Annotated in this window: 16 protein-coding genes and 1 other annotated feature; of the genes, 12 read left to right on the top strand and 4 right to left on the bottom strand. The window is 47.9% G+C overall.

Features of this window, described 5'->3' with window-relative positions:
• Nucleotides 1-51: 51 nt before the first annotated feature.
• The 3 genes from leuD to cimA all read right to left on the bottom strand — a co-directional run bounded on the left by leuD (nucleotide 52) and on the right by cimA (nucleotide 3512).
• Nucleotides 52-540: a 3-isopropylmalate dehydratase small subunit gene (gene leuD, locus ACZ25G_RS05505; protein ID WP_463681812.1), complete on the bottom strand. Its 489-nt coding sequence runs from the start codon at nucleotides 538-540 to the stop codon at nucleotides 52-54.
• 22 nt (nucleotides 541-562) lie between these two features.
• Nucleotides 563-1825, bottom strand: a complete 1263-nt coding sequence (gene leuC, locus ACZ25G_RS05500; RefSeq protein WP_463681811.1) for a 3-isopropylmalate dehydratase large subunit — start codon at nucleotides 1823-1825, stop codon at nucleotides 563-565.
• A gap of 109 nt (nucleotides 1826-1934) precedes the next feature.
• Nucleotides 1935-3512 (bottom strand): citramalate synthase, encoded by a 1578-nt coding sequence (gene cimA, locus ACZ25G_RS05495; protein ID WP_463681810.1) that lies wholly within the window; start codon nucleotides 3510-3512, stop codon nucleotides 1935-1937.
• 47 nt (nucleotides 3513-3559) lie between these two features.
• Nucleotides 3560-3812: a binding site (T-box leader), on the bottom strand.
• A 187-nt stretch (nucleotides 3813-3999) separates the two neighbouring features.
• Between cimA and ACZ25G_RS05490 the strand changes: the two genes are divergently transcribed.
• From ACZ25G_RS05490 to ACZ25G_RS05480, 3 genes are all read left to right on the top strand, one after another.
• Nucleotides 4000-4767 (top strand): polysaccharide deacetylase family protein, encoded by a 768-nt coding sequence (locus ACZ25G_RS05490; RefSeq protein WP_463681809.1) that lies wholly within the window; start codon nucleotides 4000-4002, stop codon nucleotides 4765-4767.
• 120 nt (nucleotides 4768-4887) lie between these two features.
• On the top strand, nucleotides 4888-6069 hold the full coding sequence (locus ACZ25G_RS05485) for an EpsG family protein (protein WP_463681808.1): 1182 nt from the start codon (nucleotides 4888-4890) through the stop codon (nucleotides 6067-6069).
• 121 nt (nucleotides 6070-6190) lie between these two features.
• Nucleotides 6191-7582: an undecaprenyl-phosphate glucose phosphotransferase gene (locus ACZ25G_RS05480; protein ID WP_463681807.1), complete on the top strand. Its 1392-nt coding sequence runs from the start codon at nucleotides 6191-6193 to the stop codon at nucleotides 7580-7582.
• Nucleotides 7583-7620: 38 nt separating this feature from the next.
• Here ACZ25G_RS05480 and ACZ25G_RS05475 read toward each other — a convergent pair whose 3' ends face one another.
• Nucleotides 7621-8496, bottom strand: coding sequence for a YitT family protein (locus ACZ25G_RS05475; RefSeq protein WP_463681806.1), 876 nt, complete (start codon nucleotides 8494-8496; stop codon nucleotides 7621-7623).
• 249 nt (nucleotides 8497-8745) lie between these two features.
• Here ACZ25G_RS05475 and ACZ25G_RS05470 point away from each other — a divergent pair, with 249 nt between their 5' ends.
• The 9 genes from ACZ25G_RS05470 (at nucleotide 8746) to ACZ25G_RS05430 (ending at nucleotide 19086) form a co-directional block, all read left to right on the top strand.
• Nucleotides 8746-10077, top strand: a complete 1332-nt coding sequence (locus tag ACZ25G_RS05470) for an MATE family efflux transporter (RefSeq protein ID WP_463681805.1) — start codon at nucleotides 8746-8748, stop codon at nucleotides 10075-10077.
• Nucleotides 10078-10110: 33 nt separating this feature from the next.
• The gene (locus ACZ25G_RS05465) at nucleotides 10111-11304 is read left to right on the top strand and encodes an NAD(P)/FAD-dependent oxidoreductase (RefSeq protein ID WP_463681804.1); all 1194 of its coding nucleotides are present in this window, start codon (nucleotides 10111-10113) and stop codon (nucleotides 11302-11304) included.
• Nucleotides 11305-11393: 89 nt separating this feature from the next.
• Nucleotides 11394-12593 carry a 2-C-methyl-D-erythritol 2,4-cyclodiphosphate synthase gene (gene ispF / locus ACZ25G_RS05460; protein WP_463681803.1) on the top strand — a complete coding sequence of 400 codons (1200 nt, stop codon included), beginning with the start codon at nucleotides 11394-11396 and terminating at the stop codon, nucleotides 12591-12593.
• Between the two features lie 155 nt (nucleotides 12594-12748).
• Entirely contained in the window at nucleotides 12749-12970 is a 222-nt protein-coding gene (locus ACZ25G_RS05455; protein ID WP_342681148.1) for a putative Se/S carrier-like protein, read from the top strand.
• A 2-nt stretch (nucleotides 12971-12972) separates the two neighbouring features.
• Nucleotides 12973-14127 (top strand): aminotransferase class V-fold PLP-dependent enzyme, encoded by a 1155-nt coding sequence (locus ACZ25G_RS05450; protein ID WP_463681802.1) that lies wholly within the window; start codon nucleotides 12973-12975, stop codon nucleotides 14125-14127.
• Between the two features lie 191 nt (nucleotides 14128-14318).
• Complete coding sequence (gene cdaA / locus ACZ25G_RS05445; protein WP_191482774.1) at nucleotides 14319-15182, top strand: diadenylate cyclase CdaA; 864 nt, start codon at nucleotides 14319-14321, stop codon at nucleotides 15180-15182.
• On the top strand, nucleotides 15179-16456 hold the full coding sequence (locus ACZ25G_RS05440) for a CdaR family protein (RefSeq protein ID WP_463681801.1): 1278 nt from the start codon (nucleotides 15179-15181) through the stop codon (nucleotides 16454-16456). Before cdaA ends, ACZ25G_RS05440 begins: the two co-directional genes overlap by 4 nt.
• Nucleotides 16457-16524: 68 nt before the next feature.
• Entirely contained in the window at nucleotides 16525-18123 is a 1599-nt protein-coding gene (locus ACZ25G_RS05435; RefSeq protein ID WP_463681800.1) for an NAD(P)/FAD-dependent oxidoreductase, read from the top strand.
• A 195-nt stretch (nucleotides 18124-18318) separates the two neighbouring features.
• A complete protein-coding gene (locus ACZ25G_RS05430; protein WP_463681799.1) occupies nucleotides 18319-19086 on the top strand; it encodes a hypothetical protein in 768 nt (255 codons plus the stop codon).

The following is a 19086-nucleotide window of genomic DNA, read 5'->3' as shown; positions in this document are numbered from 1 at the left end:
CCGTCGCCCTTGATCAGCGCAATATTCTTATTCATAGTAGGGTGCTCCCTTCTATTTGTTGTTTTTTAGATAATTGAGCAGCCCGTTGGAATTGATAATCCCTTTGATAAAATCTGGGAAGGGCTGAGCCTGATAGGCTTCATTTTTTGTTAGATTCTTGATGATACCAGTGTCAAAGTCGATTTCCACCTCATCACCATCGGAAATTTTGTCACAGGCTTCCTCGCACTCCAGAATTGCCAGCCCAATATTGATAGAGTTGCGGTAAAAAATGCGGGCGAAGGAGCGGGCAATGACACAGGAAATGCCGCTTTCCTTGATTGCAATAGGGGCGTGTTCCCGGGAGGAGCCGCAGCCGAAGTTATAGCCTGCTACAATGATGTCGCCGGGATGGACCTTATTTGTAAAATCTTTGTCCAGATCTTCCATACAGTGGGAGGCTAGCTCCTTGGGATCTGCGGAGTTGAGATACCGCGCTGGAATAATGACGTCGGTATCCACATTGTCACCATATTTTAATACTTTGCCGTGTGCATTCATTGTTCCTAACCTCCTTTGTCGATTACAGCTGGTCTGGGGTAGCGATAACGCCTGCCACAGCGCTGGCGGCAGCCACAGCCGGACTTGCAAGATAGACCTCTGATTCCGGATGTCCCATCCGGCCTACAAAGTTGCGGTTGGTGGTGGCGACGGCTCTTTCCCCTTTGGCGAGGATACCCATATATCCGCCGAGGCAGGGACCGCAGGTAGGGGTGGAGACAACGCAACCAGACTCGATGAAGGTTTCCAGAAGTCCCATTTTCATGGCCTCCAGATAGATTTTCTGGGTGGCTGGAATGATAATGGCCCGTACACCCTTCTTTACCTTTCTGCCCTTGAGCACCTGGGCGGCGGCTACAAGGTCGCTGAGACGGCCGTTGGTGCAGGAGCCGATGACCACCTGATCGATGGCGACAGGCTCTTTGATTTCTTCTACAGTCTTTGTGTTTTCGGGGAGATGGGGGAAGGCCACCGTGGGCTTGATCTGACTTAGATCAATGTCATAGACTTTTTCATACTCTGCATCGGGGTCAGCTTCATAGACCTGAAAATCCCGATGAACTTTGTCTTTGACATAATCGAGAACCACATCATCTACCTGGAAGATGCCATTTTTGGCTCCTGCCTCAATGGCCATATTGGCCATACAGAGCCGGTCGTCCATGGAGAGGGAGGAGAGGCCTTCTCCACTAAATTCCATAGATTTGTAGAGGGCTCCATCTACGCCGATCATACCGATAATATGCAGGATGACGTCTTTGCCGCTGGCATAACCGGTCAGTTTGCCTTTGAGATTAAATTTAATGGCAGCGGGGACTTTAAACCAGGCGACACCTTGTGCCATACCGGCGGCCATATCGGTGGAGCCGACGCCGGTGGAGAAAGCACCCAGCGCGCCGTAGGTGCAGGTATGGGAATCAGCACCGATGACCAGTTCTCCTGGAGCAACCAAGCCTTTTTCCGGTAAAAGCGCATGCTCTACCCCCATTTGTCCCACATCATAATAGTTGACGATTCCCATCTTTGCTGCAAAATCGCGGCATTGCTTTGCCTGTGTTGCGGCTTTGATGTCCTTATTTGGAGTAAAATGATCCATGACCAGGGAGATTTTTTCCTTATCAAATACCTGCTCAAAGCCGTACTTATAAAATTCGTTAATGGCGACGGGAGAAGTGATGTCATTGCCGAGTACCATATCCAGCTTTGCACTGATAAGTTCTCCGGCTCGCACCCGTTCTTTGCCGGCGTGAGCGGCGAGGATTTTTTGTGTCATTGTCATACCCATGAGTAAAATCCTTCCTTTCTTTGAGCAGAAAACATAGCTTCTGCAATTTTTATCAGATAAACTTGCAACTAATAACCAATTCTAAAAATTTATTATAACAGATTTTTTCTCATTTGTCAGGATGAGCGTCCTTGTAAAGTTTGTATTCGATGGAATCGGATAGGGCAGTAGCACTGGCGTTAATGACGTCGGTCGATACGCCGATGGTGGTCCAGACATTCTGTCCGTCGGTAGACTCGATGAGAACCCGGACTTTGGCAGCGGTGGCCTGATGGGTTTCCATGACACGGACCTTATAGTCGATAAGGCGCATGTGGGAAAGAGCGGGATAGAAAACCTCTAAGGCCTTGCGCATGGCCTTGTCCAAGGCATGGACAGGACCGTTTCCCTCATCAGCAGTGATTTCGTATTGATCTCCCACCTTGATCTTTACCATAGCGGAGGAGGGAGCGCTTTTATCCTGTTCCCGTTCTCCGATGATTTTAAAATGCTCAATGTGGAAAAATGGGGTGAAACGTCCTAGACGTTTGAGAATCAGAAGCTCTAAGGAGGCAGAAGCAGACTCAAATTGATAACCCTCCAGCTCTTTATTCTTGAGTAGTTCTACCATTTCCTGCGCCTGAGGGGAATCTTTGGTAATGGAATGATCCAGGTGGCTGAGCTTTTTGACGACAGCCCCCCGCCCTGCTACCTCGGAAAGGAGGATGTTGCGCTTATTTCCCACTGTTTCTGGCGGAATATGCTCAAAGGAAGCGGGGTTTTTGTTGACCCCATCTACATGCATGCCACCCTTATGGGCAAAGGCGCTTTTTCCTACATAGGGCATACCGTGATCCACCGTGAGATTGGAAATTTCGGCAATGTAGGTAGCAGTTTTGGTGAGAAGACGAATGTTTTCGTCCGGGATGCAATGATATCCCGCCTTGAGCTGGAGAGAAGGGATTACAGTGGATAGATTGGTATTGCCACACCGTTCTCCAAACCCGATATAGGTGCCCTGGACATGGGTTGCCCCGCCTTTGACCGCCATGAGGGTGCCAGCCACCGCACATCCTATGTCATTGTGGCAGTGGATGCCCACTTTAACAGGAAAGCGCGCACAGACAGCCTTGGTCATCTCATAAATTTCATCGGGAAAACATCCGCCGTTGGTGTCACAAAGGTTCAGACAGTCAGCGCCAGCCCGAACCGCAGCTTCTAAGGCCTGCATTGCATAATCCGGATTCTTTTTATATCCGTCGAAAAAATGCTCTGCATCAAAGATGACCTCTTTGCCGTGACTCTTAAAATAGGCAAGGGTCTCTTCAATCATCCGAAGATTTTCCTCCAGGGTGGTGCGGAGAATCTCGGCGACATGCATATCCCAGCACTTGCCGAAGATGGCCACAGTAGAGGTGCCGGCGCCGATAAGGGCCCGGACGTTTTTATCCTCTTGGACCGGGATATGACATCGACGGGTAGAGCCGAAGGCAACCAAACGGGAATAACGAAGATCCAGCATTTTAACCCGTTCGAAAAACTCCATGTCTTTGGGATTAGAGCCGGGATTACCGGCTTCAATATAATCCACACCCAGCCGGTCCAGAGACCGCACAATATTCAGTTTATCCTCCACCGAGAAGGAAATGCCTTCCCCTTGGGCGCCATCCCGGAGGGTGGAATCCAATATCTCGATTTTTCTGGTCATGTGATCTGCCCCTTTCGAGATTTTTCTAACAAAAAAAGCCTGCGTCTGCAAGAGACGAAGGCTTTGGCTTCCGTGGTACCACTCTTATTGACATCTTTTGAGAAGATGCCCACTTATTTCCGCATCTTTTGATCAATGCGGCCTGTCTTTAACGGTCAGGAACCGGCAAAGCTTACTTGCCCAGATGGGGTTCAGCCAGCAGCTCAGGGGTGATTGCTCCACCGCATATCTATTGCCTTTCACCAGCCGGCAACTCTCTGAAAGAATCTGTCGGTGTAATTTCCCCATCATCGCTTTTCTCGTGTTGCTAAAATCATATGCCAAATTATATGACTTGTCAAGTCGTTGAGAAAAATTAGGGCATATCGACAATTTCACCGAGAATTATAGAAGAATCCCTGGTGCAAAGTAATGATTTTTTCTTCTGCTGAAAGATAAAGGCTCATATATTGAAGAGAGATGAAAAACAATGAAAGGGAGCGGGAATATGGGCTATTTTGTTGTAACAAAAAAGAAACTGATGTTCAGCAGCTTTGTGATTCTCTTCGGCATAATAATCGCCGTCTGCATTGCCTACGGAGCCTCCAAAGTAGTGGGGACAATGCAGGATAAAAAGGATATCCCCATTTACAGCGTGGACACCCAAGAAAAGAAGGTGGCGATTACCTTTAACTGCGCCTGGGATGACAAGGATATTGATGCACTACTTCAAATCTTGGAAGGCTATAACGCCAAATGTACCTTTTTTGTGGTGGGACAATGGTGCGAAACCTATCCGGAATCTGTGAGGAAATTGGCCGAAGCCGGCCACGAGGTCATGAGCCATTCGGACACCCATGCGGATATGACACAAATTTCCAACGAGCAGATCCAGGCGGAAATCCAGAACTCCTGTGATAAAATCCAAGCGGTTACCGGGGCGAGGCCGACTCTCTTTCGGGTGCCTTCGGGTTCCTATAACAGCGAGGTGGTGCGTGCTGTACGTGATGCGGGCCTTGAGTGTATTCAATGGAATATAGATTCTGTCGACTGGAAAAAGCCAGGTGCCGAAACAATTGTGGAAAGGGTGATGGGTAAGGTGGAAAATGGCTCTATTGTACTATTTCACAGTGGCGCGCCAGATACCCCCACAGCCCTTCCCCAGATATTGGGCCAGCTGCAGAAGAAAGGCTATGAATTTGTGACGGTAAGCTCCCTGATTTATCCAGCTCCCTATACCCTGGACCATGAGGGAAGGCAGCATCAGGATTTATGATAAAAGATAGAACAGATTGTTTATATCCACCCAATAGATAGGCATAATAACCGTGTAACCATATGTTTTCGGGACATTGAAAAAGATGAGAACTATGTCCCAAAGAAGGCGGGTGGATGTGTGCTCCCCTATTATTTACTGCTACTTCCGGTGGCAGTGCTAGGGTTTGTGCTCTGCGAACGCAGGGGCAGCCGGAGAAATGATTTAATCTATCTATGTGTGGTAACAGCTGTAATGATTCTCATGGCAAGTTTGCGTGCCGATACTGTAGGGATAGATTATGAAATGTATGCCAACTATTTTCAGTCGGTGGCAAACCATGACCTTAGCTACCTAATTTCAGCGGAGAATCCCTATCGGTTTGAATTCGGATTTAGCCTGCTCAATTATCTAGTTTCCCTTGCTACGAATCACACCTATGTGTTTATGGCGGTAGTCGCAGTTCTGACCATTGGGCTAAGAGCCGTAGCCATCTACCGATATTCTTCCTCTGTTTGGATCAGCGTTTTTACCTTTGTCGCCTTCGGATTCTTCGGCTATACCATGTGCACCCTTCGGCAGGAAATAGCGATTTCCATCCTATTGTTTGCCATCCCCTTGCTGCAAAAGAAAAAGTTGGTTCCTTATATACTGCTGGTCCTGCTGGCCGCCTCCTTCCATAAAAGTGTGCTGATTTTAATTCCCATTTATTTCTTGGCCAATCTGCCTGTCAATTGGAAATCGCTGGTCATCTATGGGGTGGGGACAGGGCTAATCCTTATTTTTTCCTGGCCCATTATCAATTTTGTGACCAAATTTGTCTATCAATTCTATATCGAGACAGAACAGGGACGCTACTATCTCATGGGTAGGGATGCTAAGACGGCGCTCATCCCTATTGTAGTGTTTATCGCTGCCTATTGTCTGAAAAAAAGATTACTCAACAGAAATCCACAGAATGTGGTGCTGCTGAATTTCACAATGTATGCGGCCTTTTTGTTCATACTCACCATAAAGCATTTCATCTTTCAACGGGTTGCTTTGATTTTCTTCCCGGCGATCATCTATCTGCTTCCAGAGATCGTTTGTTCGGTGCAGGTGGATCCAGAGAAAACTGAGGAACTCACCCTGCTCCAGCAGGCGGATAGAGGCAGAAGAAAGCAAACAAGCGCCAAAGAAACAAAGCTGCGGACCGAATTGAGAGATCAAAAAGCCCTGTATTATGCTGCCATTGGGTTTGTTCTTGCAGTGGGGCTTTTGTATTACGCTTTTCTGCTGCAAACGAACCGGCTGCTGCTGGTCCCTTATGTCACATTGTTCTGAGGACGGCAGAAAATGCCCCGGACATCCGGGGCGTTTTTGATTACAGATAAAAATTCTCATTCATGACAGAAGATGGAAGATAAAACAAAAGAAAGTATAGATCCATAGAGGAGCTAACGGAATGATAAAGGAGAATCAAAGGCTTTTCAACCTGTTACTGGTGTTAGGCGATGCTATCATCAGCATTTTTTCCATGCTGTTATCTTACCACATCCGGTTTAATTTGTTAGCAGGAGAAAGCAATGCCATAGAACTCGTCTATTATATGCAGCTGATGCTTGTAGCAGTACCGGCCTATTTTTTGATTTACCATTATTTCGGCCTCCACGAAACCTACCGACATAAGGCGCTGACGTCTGAAATCGGTAAGGTGATGGAGGCCAATCTTGTTGGGATTATTTTTATCTTTGTATTGGCTTTCTTTTTAAAGGAAGTCAATATTTCCCGGATGGTTATCCTTCTATTCGGGGGGATCAATTTCATTTTATCCTCAATAGAGCGGATCATCTTGCGGAAACTGTTACGGTATCTGAGAAGAAAGGGCTACAATTTAAAGCATCTACTCCTCGTGGGATGGAATGAAGCCGCTGGCGAATTTTTTGACAAGATCAGCACCAACAAGAATTTGGGCTACAGGATAGATGGATATATCAGCGGTCAGAAGGAAGATGTGGGGGGGAGGGACATCCCTTACAGCGGGGATTTTTCTCGGTTACAGGATCTGCTCGCCGGCAGTGGAATTGATGAAGTAGTCATCTCTTTAGACTATGACGAGTTCCCTCATTTAGGGGATATTATCGATATTTGTGAGAAGTCCGGAGTGAAATCCAGCCTCCTGCCCTTTTACACGAAATACCTGCCTACAAGGCCTTACATTGATGAGATAGAAGGATTGCCTCTCATCAACCTCCGGCGTGTTCCGCTAGATAATCCCATCAATTCCTTTGTAAAGCGAAGCTTTGATATCCTAGCATCAGGGCTAGGACTGCTGATTTTGTCCCCTCTTTTGCTTGTCATCGCTGTCGGGGTCAGATGTACCTCCCCGGGCCCCGTTATTTATCGTCAGCAGAGGATTGGTCGGAATAAGAGACCCTTCACTATGTATAAATTCCGTTCCATGCGGGTGGAGGAACGGTCGGATATGACCACCTGGGGAACCCAAAACGACAGCCGGAGAACCAAGTTCGGAGTATTCCTTCGAAAATACAGCATAGATGAGCTGCCGCAGCTTTTTAATGTGCTCAAAGGGGACATGAGCTTAGTAGGCCCTCGGCCGGAACGTCCTTTTTTTGTGGGGAAATTTAAGGAGGAAATTCCTCTTTATATGATGAAGCATCTGGTGCGCCCTGGTATTACGGGCTGGGCTCAAATTCATGGATGGAGGGGGGATACCTCTATTTTAGAACGGATTAAGTGCGATATTTTCTATATCGAAAACTGGACTTTTTTTCTGGACATCAAGATTTTGATCTTGACGGTATTTAAAGGCTTTATCAACCATGCCGAGGAATGAATAAAAGGCAGCTGAAAGACCAGCTGCCTTTTAATATGTTAGTCCAGATGGCGGAAGCCACGGCCCAGCACGTCGCCGGCCTCGCAGCCGACAATAAATGCACCGGGATCCACCTGCATGGTAAGCTTTCTCACCTTGTGAAATTGGGATTTACTGACCACACAGAAGATAACATTTTTCTGGGAATGCTTGTAGCCCCCTTCGCCCTTGAGAACAGTCACCCCTCGATGAAGATCCTGTAGGATCCGGTTTTCTATGGCGGAGCTCTGATCAGAGATGATGAAGAGAAGCCGGTTGATGTTCATACCATAGACCAGCTGGTCCATGACCAAGCCGGAAATGTAGATGCAGATACCAGCGAAGATGGCAGAATCAATGTTGCCAAAGACAAAGATGGAGGCGATCACGATCAGCATATTAGCTCCGGTCAACAGTTTGCCCATAGAAAATTGGGGAAACCTTTTCTGAATGAGAGCGCCTACAATGGCAGTACCTCCCGTAGTGGAATTTCCCATATAGACAAGACCATTTCCAATGCCCATAAGGATCCCGCCAAATAGACTGGCCAGCAGGGGAGCCAGGGCAGAGGTGGAAGGGTATTGAGGCATCCAGATGACCAGCAAGTCGGTACAGACACTGAGCAGAGCGGTAGAAATTGCCGTACGTATGGTAAACTGATGGGAGATATGGAGCCAGGATAGGATCAGCAGGGGAACATTAATAGCGAAGGTCATAACGCCGATAGGAAGGCCCCATAGAAAGTTAATCATGGTGGCAAGACCAGTGATACCTCCTGGTGCAATCTGATAGGGCGTAGTAAAAATATGGACCCCCATGGCATAGCAATAGGAGCCAAGCAGGTTGATGAGAAAAAATCGGGCAATTTCCTTCCAATCATATTTGGGCTGTTCCACGGGAGGACCTCCTTGCAGTTTAGTTTCTCTTTTAAGTATAGCGGGAGTTTTCTTATTTCTCAAACCTTTTTTCCAACAAAAAGTTCATGACATTTCAGACGAAATAGACAAAATGACAAGAAAACAGAAAAGAAAAGCAGAAAATACTGCTATGATTTTACAAATATTTTGTTCTCTCCATACATACTCTTGCTTTTTGGAATAAAAAGGCGCATAGTTTAATAAAAAAGTGTATTTTGAAGGTGGAGTATGTTTTCAAAGCGGGATCTAAGAAAACTCATTATACCGCTGATGATCGAGCAAATTCTAGCGGTAACCGTAGGTATGGCGGACACGGTAATGGTGGCCAATAACGGTGAAGCGGCTGTCTCTGGTATTTCTTTGGTGGACACTATTAATATTCTCTTAATTAATGTGTTTTCGGCTTTGGCCACAGGCGGCGCGGTGGTGACATCCCAATACTTGGGGCGCAATGACGAGAGAAACGCCCGAATAGCTGGCAAACAACTCATTTACACGGTGGCTATTCTTTCTGTTGTCATTATGGTAATTTGCCTTTCTTTGCGCAACCATTTGCTGAATCTAGCCTTTGGCCATATTGACGCGGATGTTATGACAAATGCCCAGACCTATCTGTTCCTGTCCGCACTTTCCTATCCCTTTATCGCTGTGTATAACGCGGGAGCAGCCCTTTTCCGTTCCATGGGAAACTCTAAGGTATCCATGTTCGCCTCGCTTCTGATGAATATTGTCAACATTTCCGGAAATGCAGTGTTAATCTATGGTTTTGACATGGGAGTTGCTGGCGCCGGCATTGCTTCATTGGCGTCTCGGCTTCTTGCTTGCGTTTTTATTATCATATTACTGCATCGATCGACGCTGCCTGTCCATGTGGAGAAACTGTGGAGATTTGACCTCAAACCCAGAATGATCCAGAATATTCTGCGGATCGGTGTCCCTAATGGGCTGGAAAACGGCATGTTCCAGATAGGAAAAATACTGGTACAGGGGCTGATCGCCACCTTTGGTACAGCGGCTATTGCGGCCAATGCGGTGGCGACTACAGTTGCCAATGTAGCAGTGTTGCCGGGCACCGCAATAGGACTAGCAATGATTACAGTGGTGGGCCAATGTGTTGGGGCCGGAGACTATGACCAGGCCACCTGTTATACTGTCAAACTGACAAAGCTAGCTTACCTGTGCATGGGAATTCTCAATGCTGTGATTCTTTGTGCCTCTCCTGCATTGGTTGCCTTTTTCAACCTTTCTGACACAGCAGCAAAAGATGCTCTATTGATCCTGATCTATCACAGTATTTGTGCTATTTTCCTGTGGACAGCTTCCTTTACGCTGCCCAACGGATTGCGGGCCGCAGGGGATGTCAAATATACCATGATAATGTCCATCATCTCTATGTGGGTGTTCCGCATCGCGTTTAGCTATCTGTTGGCCAGCTGGATGGGAATGGGAGTTTTTGGTGTCTGGATTGCTATGACCATTGACTGGCTGTTCCGGCTGATTGTATTTATTGGGCGCTTTGTCCGGGGCAAATGGAAAAATGCCAATATGCTCAAAGCATGATCCTGCTGCATATTTTCCTGAAAATAGTACAGGATGAAATTAGAATATGGTGAGGTGGAAACGATGAAACACGTGATTATCGGCGCGGGACCCGCCGGCCTGACGGCTGCGAAAACAATCCGCGGGTTGCGGCAAGAAGATGAGATTGTTGTTGTCAGCACAGATCAAAAGGTTTATGGAAGGAATATGCTTTTGCGTTATCTTTCCGGAGAAAAAACGGCGGAAAAGATCAATTTTGTGGAGCCGGATTTTTTCGAGAAATACCAGGTCCGTTGGATCTCCGGACAGGGCGCTGAAGAAATATATCCAGAACAAAAAGAAGTGCTTCTTTCCGACGGTTCCCGGGAAAGCTATGACAGGCTTCTAATCGCATCCGGTGCCCAGCCTTCTATCCCGCCAGTAGAGCATCTGCGGGAGGCTAGCGGTGTATTTGTGTTCCGTGATATGCCGGATGCAGACGCAATTTTAAAGGAAATCAGCCAGGGTTGCCGGGTGGTTGTCATTGGCTCGGGGCTCGTGGGGATGGATGTTACAGAAGCTCTGTTGCATCGCGGATGTCAGGTAACGGTAGTGGAGATGGCGGATCGGATCATTCCGCTACAGCTGGATCAAGAAGCTGCGGCAAGGTATCAGAAAGCTTTTGAGGAGCGTGGCGCTTCCTTTGTCCTTCAGGCAAAGGTGGAAAGCTGCCTTATAGATAGCGATTCTCATGCACGAAGCATTCTGCTGGCAGATGGCAGGAAAATCGACTGTGACATCATTGTTGTGGCGGCAGGCGTACGCCCCAATTTTTCCTTTGCGAAAAGCTCTGTGAAGAGTGACAGAGGGGTTACCGTGAATGAGCACATGATGACCTCTTTGCCGGACATCTTCGCCGCGGGAGATGTGACCGGTTTGACCGGGACATGGCTGTGCGCCGTGGAACAGGGAAAAGTAGCCGGGGAAAATATGGCGGGGAAAGATTCAGTTTATCAAAATGCTTATCCGCCGCGCAATGGGCTCAACTATTATGGTATCATGTCCCTCGCCATTGGGGATATCTTCTTGGATGGTGGGACTTATGTTGTCAAAAGGGAAGAAAAGAGCTATCAGCGCGGGGTGGTTCTCGATGGAGTCCTGCGTGGAATGCTCCTCGTGGGCAATATCGCGAAAGGAAATGCCTGGACCAAAATGATTCGCGAGGGGAAACAGGTTCCTGCTGATGAAGAATTGTTCTCTATGGTTTAATAAAAAAGCCGGAAGTAAACTTCCGGCTTTTGCTTTTTTTTTCTATAGGAGTTATGATAGAAGGGAGAAATAGAGAGGCTGGGAAGTGTATGAAAGAAAAGGTAACGGCGATTGTGGTGGCGGCAGGATCCGCTAGCCGGATGGAGGGCATTGACAAGCAATGGGCTCTGTTAGATGGGATTCCGGTGTTGGTACATAGCTTGATGGCTTTTGAGCGCAATGACCGAATTGACGAGATTATTGCGGTGGTACGTCAGTCCGACCGGGAGAAGACAGAGAATGCGGCCCGGCAATATGGCATCCAAAAACTCAACGCCGTAGTAGCGGGAGGGGACAGCCGGCAGGCGTCGGTAAAGCAAGGCATCCTTGCGGCAAATCCACAGACAGCATATTACTGCATACACGACGGCGCCCGGCCTTTGGTCAGCCAAGCAACGATTGATGCCTGCCTTTCTTTGGCGGAAGAAAAGGGTGCCTGCACGGCGGCGGTTAAGGTAAAAGATACCATCAAGGTGGGAGGATGTGACGGCAGTATTGACCATACTCCCGATCGGGAACAGCTTTATATTACCCAAACTCCCCAGGTTTTTGCTGCACAGCTTTATCGAGACGCTCTGCAAGAGTGTGAAGCGGCGGGACTTTCCATGACCGACGACTGCCAGCTGGTGGAACGCCAGGGGAAAAAAGTGTACTTGGCCCAGGGAGATTACAAAAATATCAAAATTACCACCCCAGAGGATATTCAGGTAGCGGCAGCTCTTTTAAAAGAGAAGGGCCAGCCATCCTACAGAGAGGAGAGAAAGGCTGTGCGGATCGGGCACGGATATGATGTCCATCGTTTGGTAGAGGAACGCCCTTTGATTTTGGGCGGAGTGCATATTCCGGGAGAATGGGGGCTGCTGGGCCACTCTGATGCGGATGTCCTTTTGCATGCGGTGATGGACGCCCTTTTGGGGGCGCTTGCCCTGGGCGATATCGGCAAGCACTTTCCAGACACAGACGAAAGTTACCAGGGCGCGGACAGCAAAAAGCTCTTAGAGAGGGTGATGGCCCTGATAGTAGAAAGAGGATACCGCTTAGAAAATTTGGATGCTACCGTCATTGCCCAGTGGCCCAAATTGTCGCCTTATATTCAGGAGATGCGCCGGAATATTGCGGCGCTGTGCCATGTGGACACCGAAGTGGTATCGGTGAAGGCCACCACCGAAGAGGGGTTGGGATTTACAGGCGCAAAAGAGGGAATAGCGGCCCATGCCGTTTGCCTATTGACAAAAAATAAGAAGCTTTGAGAAGGGTGTGCCCGTTTGGATATAAAGCGGACACACCCTTCTTCTGAGTGCGCATATGATGTAAAAGCCGCGGTGATGTCTGATAGGAAAGGAATACCCGCCGGCAAGGCCTCACGGACATACTGCGGTAAACTGATTACCGGGAGGTCTTTCTCATGGGAAAAACGGTGATTGTTCTCAGCTCAGCGACATTTGCAATGAAAGGCCAGCGGCTTCTACAAAGAGACGGGATACGCTGCAGCATAGAGAGAACGCATAACCAAAAGGGTGGTTGTGCTCACGGTTTGGTTGTTCAGGATAGGGATGTGGAGAGGTCGGTGGAACTACTCAGGCTCAATGGGATTTTTATCGAAGGTTTTATCGAAGGGCGTGATTGATTGTGGTATATTTAGATAATGCGGCGACCACATTCCCCAAGCCGGCTTCCGTAGTAAAGGCAGTGCAGACTGCCTTTACTACCTATGGAGCAAATCCTGGGAGAAGCGGTCACAGGATGTCCGATGCTACAGCGGAGAAAGTATATGACTGTAGGGAAGCCCTAGCGGATTTTTTCCATGCATATGATGTGACCAATGTGATCTTTACGCAGAATTGCACCCACGCGCTAAATATTGCCATCAAAGGGATATTGCAGCGAGGAGATCATGTGGTCATTTCTACTTTTGAACATAACTCGGTGCTCAGGCCGATCCATTGTTTGGCCACCCAGGGACTGATCACCTATAGTGTGGCAGACGTGGTAGAGGGGGATGATGACCGGACGGTGGAAAATTTTGCATCCCAAATTACGGCTCGCACCCGGCTTATTGCCTGTACCCATGCCTCTAATGTATGCGGTATCCGTCTTCCTATTGAAAAACTGGGCCGGTTGGCAAAGCGCTATGGCATTCTGTTTTTGGTGGATGCTGCTCAAACGGCGGGGATCCTTCCCATTGATATTCAAAAAGACAATATTGATTTTCTCTGTATGGCGGGGCACAAATGTCTTTATGGCCCTTCTGGTACCGGTGTGCTCATCACCGATCGGGGAGATCTATTGCGTCCGCTCATGGAAGGGGGAACAGGGAGTAATTCCCTGGAACTTGAACAGCCGGAATTTATGCCCGACAAATTTGAAAGTGGCACGCTGAATACAGTGGGCATTATTGGACTGGGAGCAGGCCTTTCTTATCTAAAAAGGGAGACACTGTCTAAAATTTATCAACGTGAAATGAATCTAACCCGTATGCTCTATGATGGCTTGAGCAAGATAAAAGGGGTTATTCTCTATACCAAGCGGCCGGATAACAACCATTATGTACCGGTGGTTTGCTTTAACCTGCAGGGGATGGACAGCTTTACTGCGGTGGAACAGTTGGATCGACAGGGAATTGCTTTGCGAGGTGGCTACCATTGTGCCCCCCTTTCCCATCAAAAATTGGGAACAACAGAAATCGGCGCCATCCGCGCAAGTCTTTCTTCTTTCACGACTGCCCAAGACATTCAACGGTTGCTGGGAGCGGTAAAAATAGTGCTGCAAAAAGGGAAAAAATAATCTCATGAATTTTATGTAAAATACGGTCATCACCCTTTAAGTTGAAAAATAAATGTGTTAGAATAAAAATAAATATAAGATATTTCTGCCCCCTTCTGAGGGCAATATGCTAGATTTGAAAAAGTAGAATAGACAAGCGCAATGGAAAAAACACGGTTTAGCCGTGATGGAAAATAAAGGGAAGTATTAATATGGGACTTTTTTGGAATTCACTGCTCAGTATTATAAGAACCATTACCATTGTAGATATTTTGGATATTGTCATCGTTGCCTACCTAATTTGTAAGGGCGTGAAGCTGGTACGGGAAACACGTGCTGAGCAACTTGTTAAGGGCATCGCCCTGTTGGCAATTTCCTATTTATTGGCAGAACAGGTTGGGCTCAAAACGGTGAGCTTTGTGCTGCGTTATGTATTTGAATACGGAATGATTGCATTGCTGGTGGTGTTCCAGCCGGAACTTCGAAGAGCTTTGGAGCAAATGGGACGGACACGATTGTCTAGTTTTAATGTGTTTGGCGCCGGCAACACAGATGAGGAAGAGGCTGTGTGGAAATGGCGGACAGCAATTTCAATGATCTGTAATGCGTCGGCGGCATTGTCACGTCAAAAAATTGGGGCGCTGATGGTAATCGAACGTCAGACCAAACTAGGGGAAATCATCAAAACTGGCACCATTATCAATGCGGATCCTACCGCAGAGCTTATCGGCAATGTCTTTTTCCCCAATTCTCCTCTCCATGACGGCGCTATGATTATCCGGGGAGGCAGACTTTATGCTGCGGGATGTTTTTTGCCTCTCTCTACAACAGATGAAATCAGTAAGCAGCTGGGAACCAGACATCGCGCCGCCATTGGTATGAGCGAAAACTCTGATGCGGTAGTGGTAGTGGTTTCTGAAGAAACCGGTGTTATTTCGGTGGCCATGAATGGCCGCCTCCAGCGGGGATTTGACGCTCACACGCTCAGTCAGCTCTTGGAAAAAGAGCTGTTGCCCAACAAGCCCAGCGAATCTGGCGAAAAAAGGCTGGCATTCTGGAGGTCGAAAAACAAATGAAGATGAAATGGAAAAAGTTGAGCTTAGGCAAGCTGTTTGATAATAAAAAATTTGTATGGATTTTTGCCTTTGTCGTTGCCATCATCACCTGGTTTGTGGTTGCGTTTACCGTAAGCCCTGAAATAAATGGGAAGTTAACCCAGGTCCCCGTCAATATTGATATTCAGTCTACATCCATTGGAAGATTAGGGTTGGATGTGGTAGATGGCGAGGACAGCACTGTGGACGTTTGGGTTACGGGAGAGCGTTATGTAGTGGGCAGTCTGACTGCTGATGATGTAATCGCTACGGCATCCCTTGCCGGCGTGACTGGGGCGGGAAGCTATGATTTAAAAATCCAGGTGTCAAAACGAGACAACAGCCAGGCATTTGAGATTATATCTAACAAGCCGGAGACGGTCCGAGTCACCTTTGACCGTCTGTCCACCCAAACATTGAGCCTGGATGTGGATGTTTCCGGTGTTGTCGTTCCCGACGGTTATATGATGGAGCAGCCTTATGCCAATCCTTCGGAAATTACCATTACAGGACCGGAAAATGATGTGTCCAGAGTGGCAAAATGTGTGGTCAGGGTGGAAGTAGATGAAACCCTGCGGGAATCCAAGGTTGTAGAAGGCCAGGTAACACTGTTGGACAAAGAGGGAAATGCCATTGAGAACTCCGCCATCACCATGAGTGAGGAGGATGAAACGGTTGAGGTTACCATCCCCATTCTGAAGATGAAGGAGTTGCCGGTGAAGCTGGACTTCTTGCATATGCCCAGCGGCTTCCCCATCGATTCCCTGACTTATACCCTGTCTAATGAGACAATTCAGGTGGCAGGTCCTACCGATGCCATCGACAATATGAGCGAACTGCATCTCGGCTATGTGGATTTCAGCCAATTGGATGTGGACAGCACCTTTGATTTTGATGTCCAACTCCCTTCTGGGTTTATCAATATTGAGAATATTAATACTATTACGGCAGATTTTACCAATGAAAATCTAACATCGCAGACCTATACTGTCGATAATATCAATGTAGTGAACCAGCCGGCTAACTTTGATGTGACCGTCAACACTCAATCTATTTCCAACGTACAGATTGTGGGAGATGCCAGTATTATAGAAAATTTGTCTGCATCGGATATCGTGGCCGAAGTTGACCTTTCAGGCAGCGAAATTGCAGCCGGACAGTTTAAGGTGCCGGTCAATATCGTAATACCGGGGAAAGGACTGGTATGGGCAAAAGGCGACTATGCTGTTGTGGTCGTCGTAACTGCTAATTCTTAAAATAACTTTTCAGGCCTGCCGCTGTGGCGGCAGGCCATGTTTTATTACAGGATTGTGGGGTGAAACGCATGCCAATTGTCATATCATCCGTAAGGATTCCCATTGAGGAGAGTGCTGACGAAGCGGTAGATAAGGCCATATCTCTATTAGGGATCTCCAGAAGGTGGATCAAAGACGCTTATGTGATGAAAACGTCCCTAGACGCTAGACGGAGGAATCACATGACACTGGTATGTTCCGTGGGGGTAGAACTGACTGACCCCAGCCGGGAACCCCACTTGGCTGCCAGAAGAAAAAACAGCAGCATTTCTTATAAGCCGAGGGAAATGCTGGAAATCCGCTTTGGTGTCAAGAAAATGAAGGAGCGGCCGGTTGTTGTTGGATTTGGACCGGCCGGGATGTTTGCGGCTTTGCTTCTTGCCCGAAATGGCTATCGGCCCATTGTCTATGAGCGTGGCGCGTGTGTAGAAGATCGGGTACAGGCAGTGGAGCACTTTTGGAAAACAGGGATGCTCAATGAAAGAACCAATGTGCAGTTTGGGGAAGGAGGAGCCGGCACCTTTTCCGACGGAAAGCTGACCACCCGGATTTCCGATTCCCGATGTACTTTTGTGTTGGAGGAATTGGTCAACCATGGAGCGCCGAAGGAAATCCTCCAGCGTTCTAGGCCTCATATTGGAACGGACAAGCTTCGCAGTGTAGTAAAAAATATCCGTGAGGAAATATTGGCGCTGGGAGGAGAAATTTTCTTTGAGAAAACCTTAACCGGGGTAGAACACCAGGGCGGAAATTTGAGGGCGCTTTTGATCGAGGGCCAGCCGATCCCTTGTGAAACAGCGATTCTGGCCATTGGCCACAGCGCGAGGGACACGTTTATGTCCTTAATGGAGGATGGCGTTTTTTTCGAACCGAAGGCATTTTCAGTAGGGGTGCGCATCGAACATCTCCAAAAAGAGATCGATAAAACCCTTTTTGGAGAATATGCGGGCAGCCCATTGGTGGGCGTGGGAGAATATCAGTTATCCTATCGAAAGGGAAATCGTGGCGTCTACACCTTTTGTATGTGTCCTGGGGGGGTGGTTGTTCCAGCATCTTCAGTAGCTGATACGGTGGTCACCAACGGTATGAGCGAATTTGCCAGAGATCAGGTCAATGCCAATGCAGCATTGGTAGTTTCTGTGGACCGAGACGATTTTGGGGTACACCCCCAAGATCCCATCCGCTTTCAAGAAAGGCTGGAACACAGCGCCTTTTTGGCCGGAGGAGGAAATTATCGAGCACCTGTACAAACGGTGGGCAGATTTTTAAATCATCGTTCCGGCGCGGATTTTGGCAGAGTGACACCCTCCTATTCCCTAGGAGTGGTACCAGCTTCACTGGATGATATACTCCCGCCCTTTGTCACCGCTATGATGCGGGAAGGGCTTATGCAATTCCAACGGAGGCTTCCAGGGTTTGCGGCGGAGGATGCGGTATTGACCGGCGTCGAGACCCGCACATCCTCTCCGGTGCGGATGACACGTGGAGATCGGCTGGAATCCATTAGTGTCAGCGGGGTTTATCCCTGCGGAGAAGGGGCAGGATATGCCGGCGGCATCATGAGTGCTGCGGTGGACGGTATCCGAGTAGCTCAGGAAATTATGAAAAAATATGCCCCTTTTGATTAGCAAAAAAGGCAACCGCTAGCTGCGGCTGCCTTTTTCTTACATGTTTTCCCCTTGCGGAACCAAAAACTGACATCTAAAATGAGCCTGATAGCTAGGATTTTGGAACGGACAGCCTGTCAATTTCGTAGAATAGCATAGGTCAAAATCTGTGAAGGCCTGCCGTTTTGATACTACGAGGAGAAATGGAGCGATCAAATGAAGATAGGTGTTGCATTGTCGGGATGCGGCATCGGTGATTTAGCGGTTTATTGCGCCTTAAGACAGCTACAGGAAAACGGGATTGACATCGCCTGTGTCAGTGCATCTAAGGAATTGGCGGTATCCAGTATTTTATTTGCAGCCCGCTGTCCTATATCTCAATCAATTGAAGTACTGCGGCAAAAATTCTATGCGGATACAGCTCGCATCCCTTTTTGGAGGCGTTGGAGATGGAAAAAAAGCTTCCACCATCTGCTGCGAAACCAAGGGGTCAAAAGATTGAGCGACCTGCAAACCTCTTTGGACATTGTAGCGGAGGAGAAGAGAAGCGGATCTCTTGCCACATTTACCGGACTTGCTGAAAATGGGGTAGAAAAGAAACGGTGGCCCAGTTTTTTGCAGCGGGAACAGGATTTAAAAACCGTAACCAGGCTGCTTTTTCCTACAGTGGGGAAGAGCCGTTATGCGGATCCCACTTACCGTATTGGTTACCCGACATATCAGCTTAAGATGGAACAGCTTGACCGGGCGCTTTGTGTGGAATTTACCAGCCCTTCAGATGGGACAGAAGAAATAAAAATGCAAAATGAGGTTATGAGGGATACCATTCGTTCTGTACTCAAGAATGATGCTCAGTTTGTCATCCACCTGAGGGAGAGCAAAGCGCGAGTTTCCAAAAAGAAGCGGCTAAAAGCGTTGGAAGCTTTGGGAAAAGAGACGGTGGAAACACAGATGGTCGAAATTTACGAGGCCCTCCTATTCTGA

It is taken from the genome of Zongyangia sp. (genome assembly GCF_965361945.1).
The sequence above is the reverse complement of the archived record's forward strand: the minus strand, read 5'-3'. Positions and strand labels throughout refer to the sequence as shown.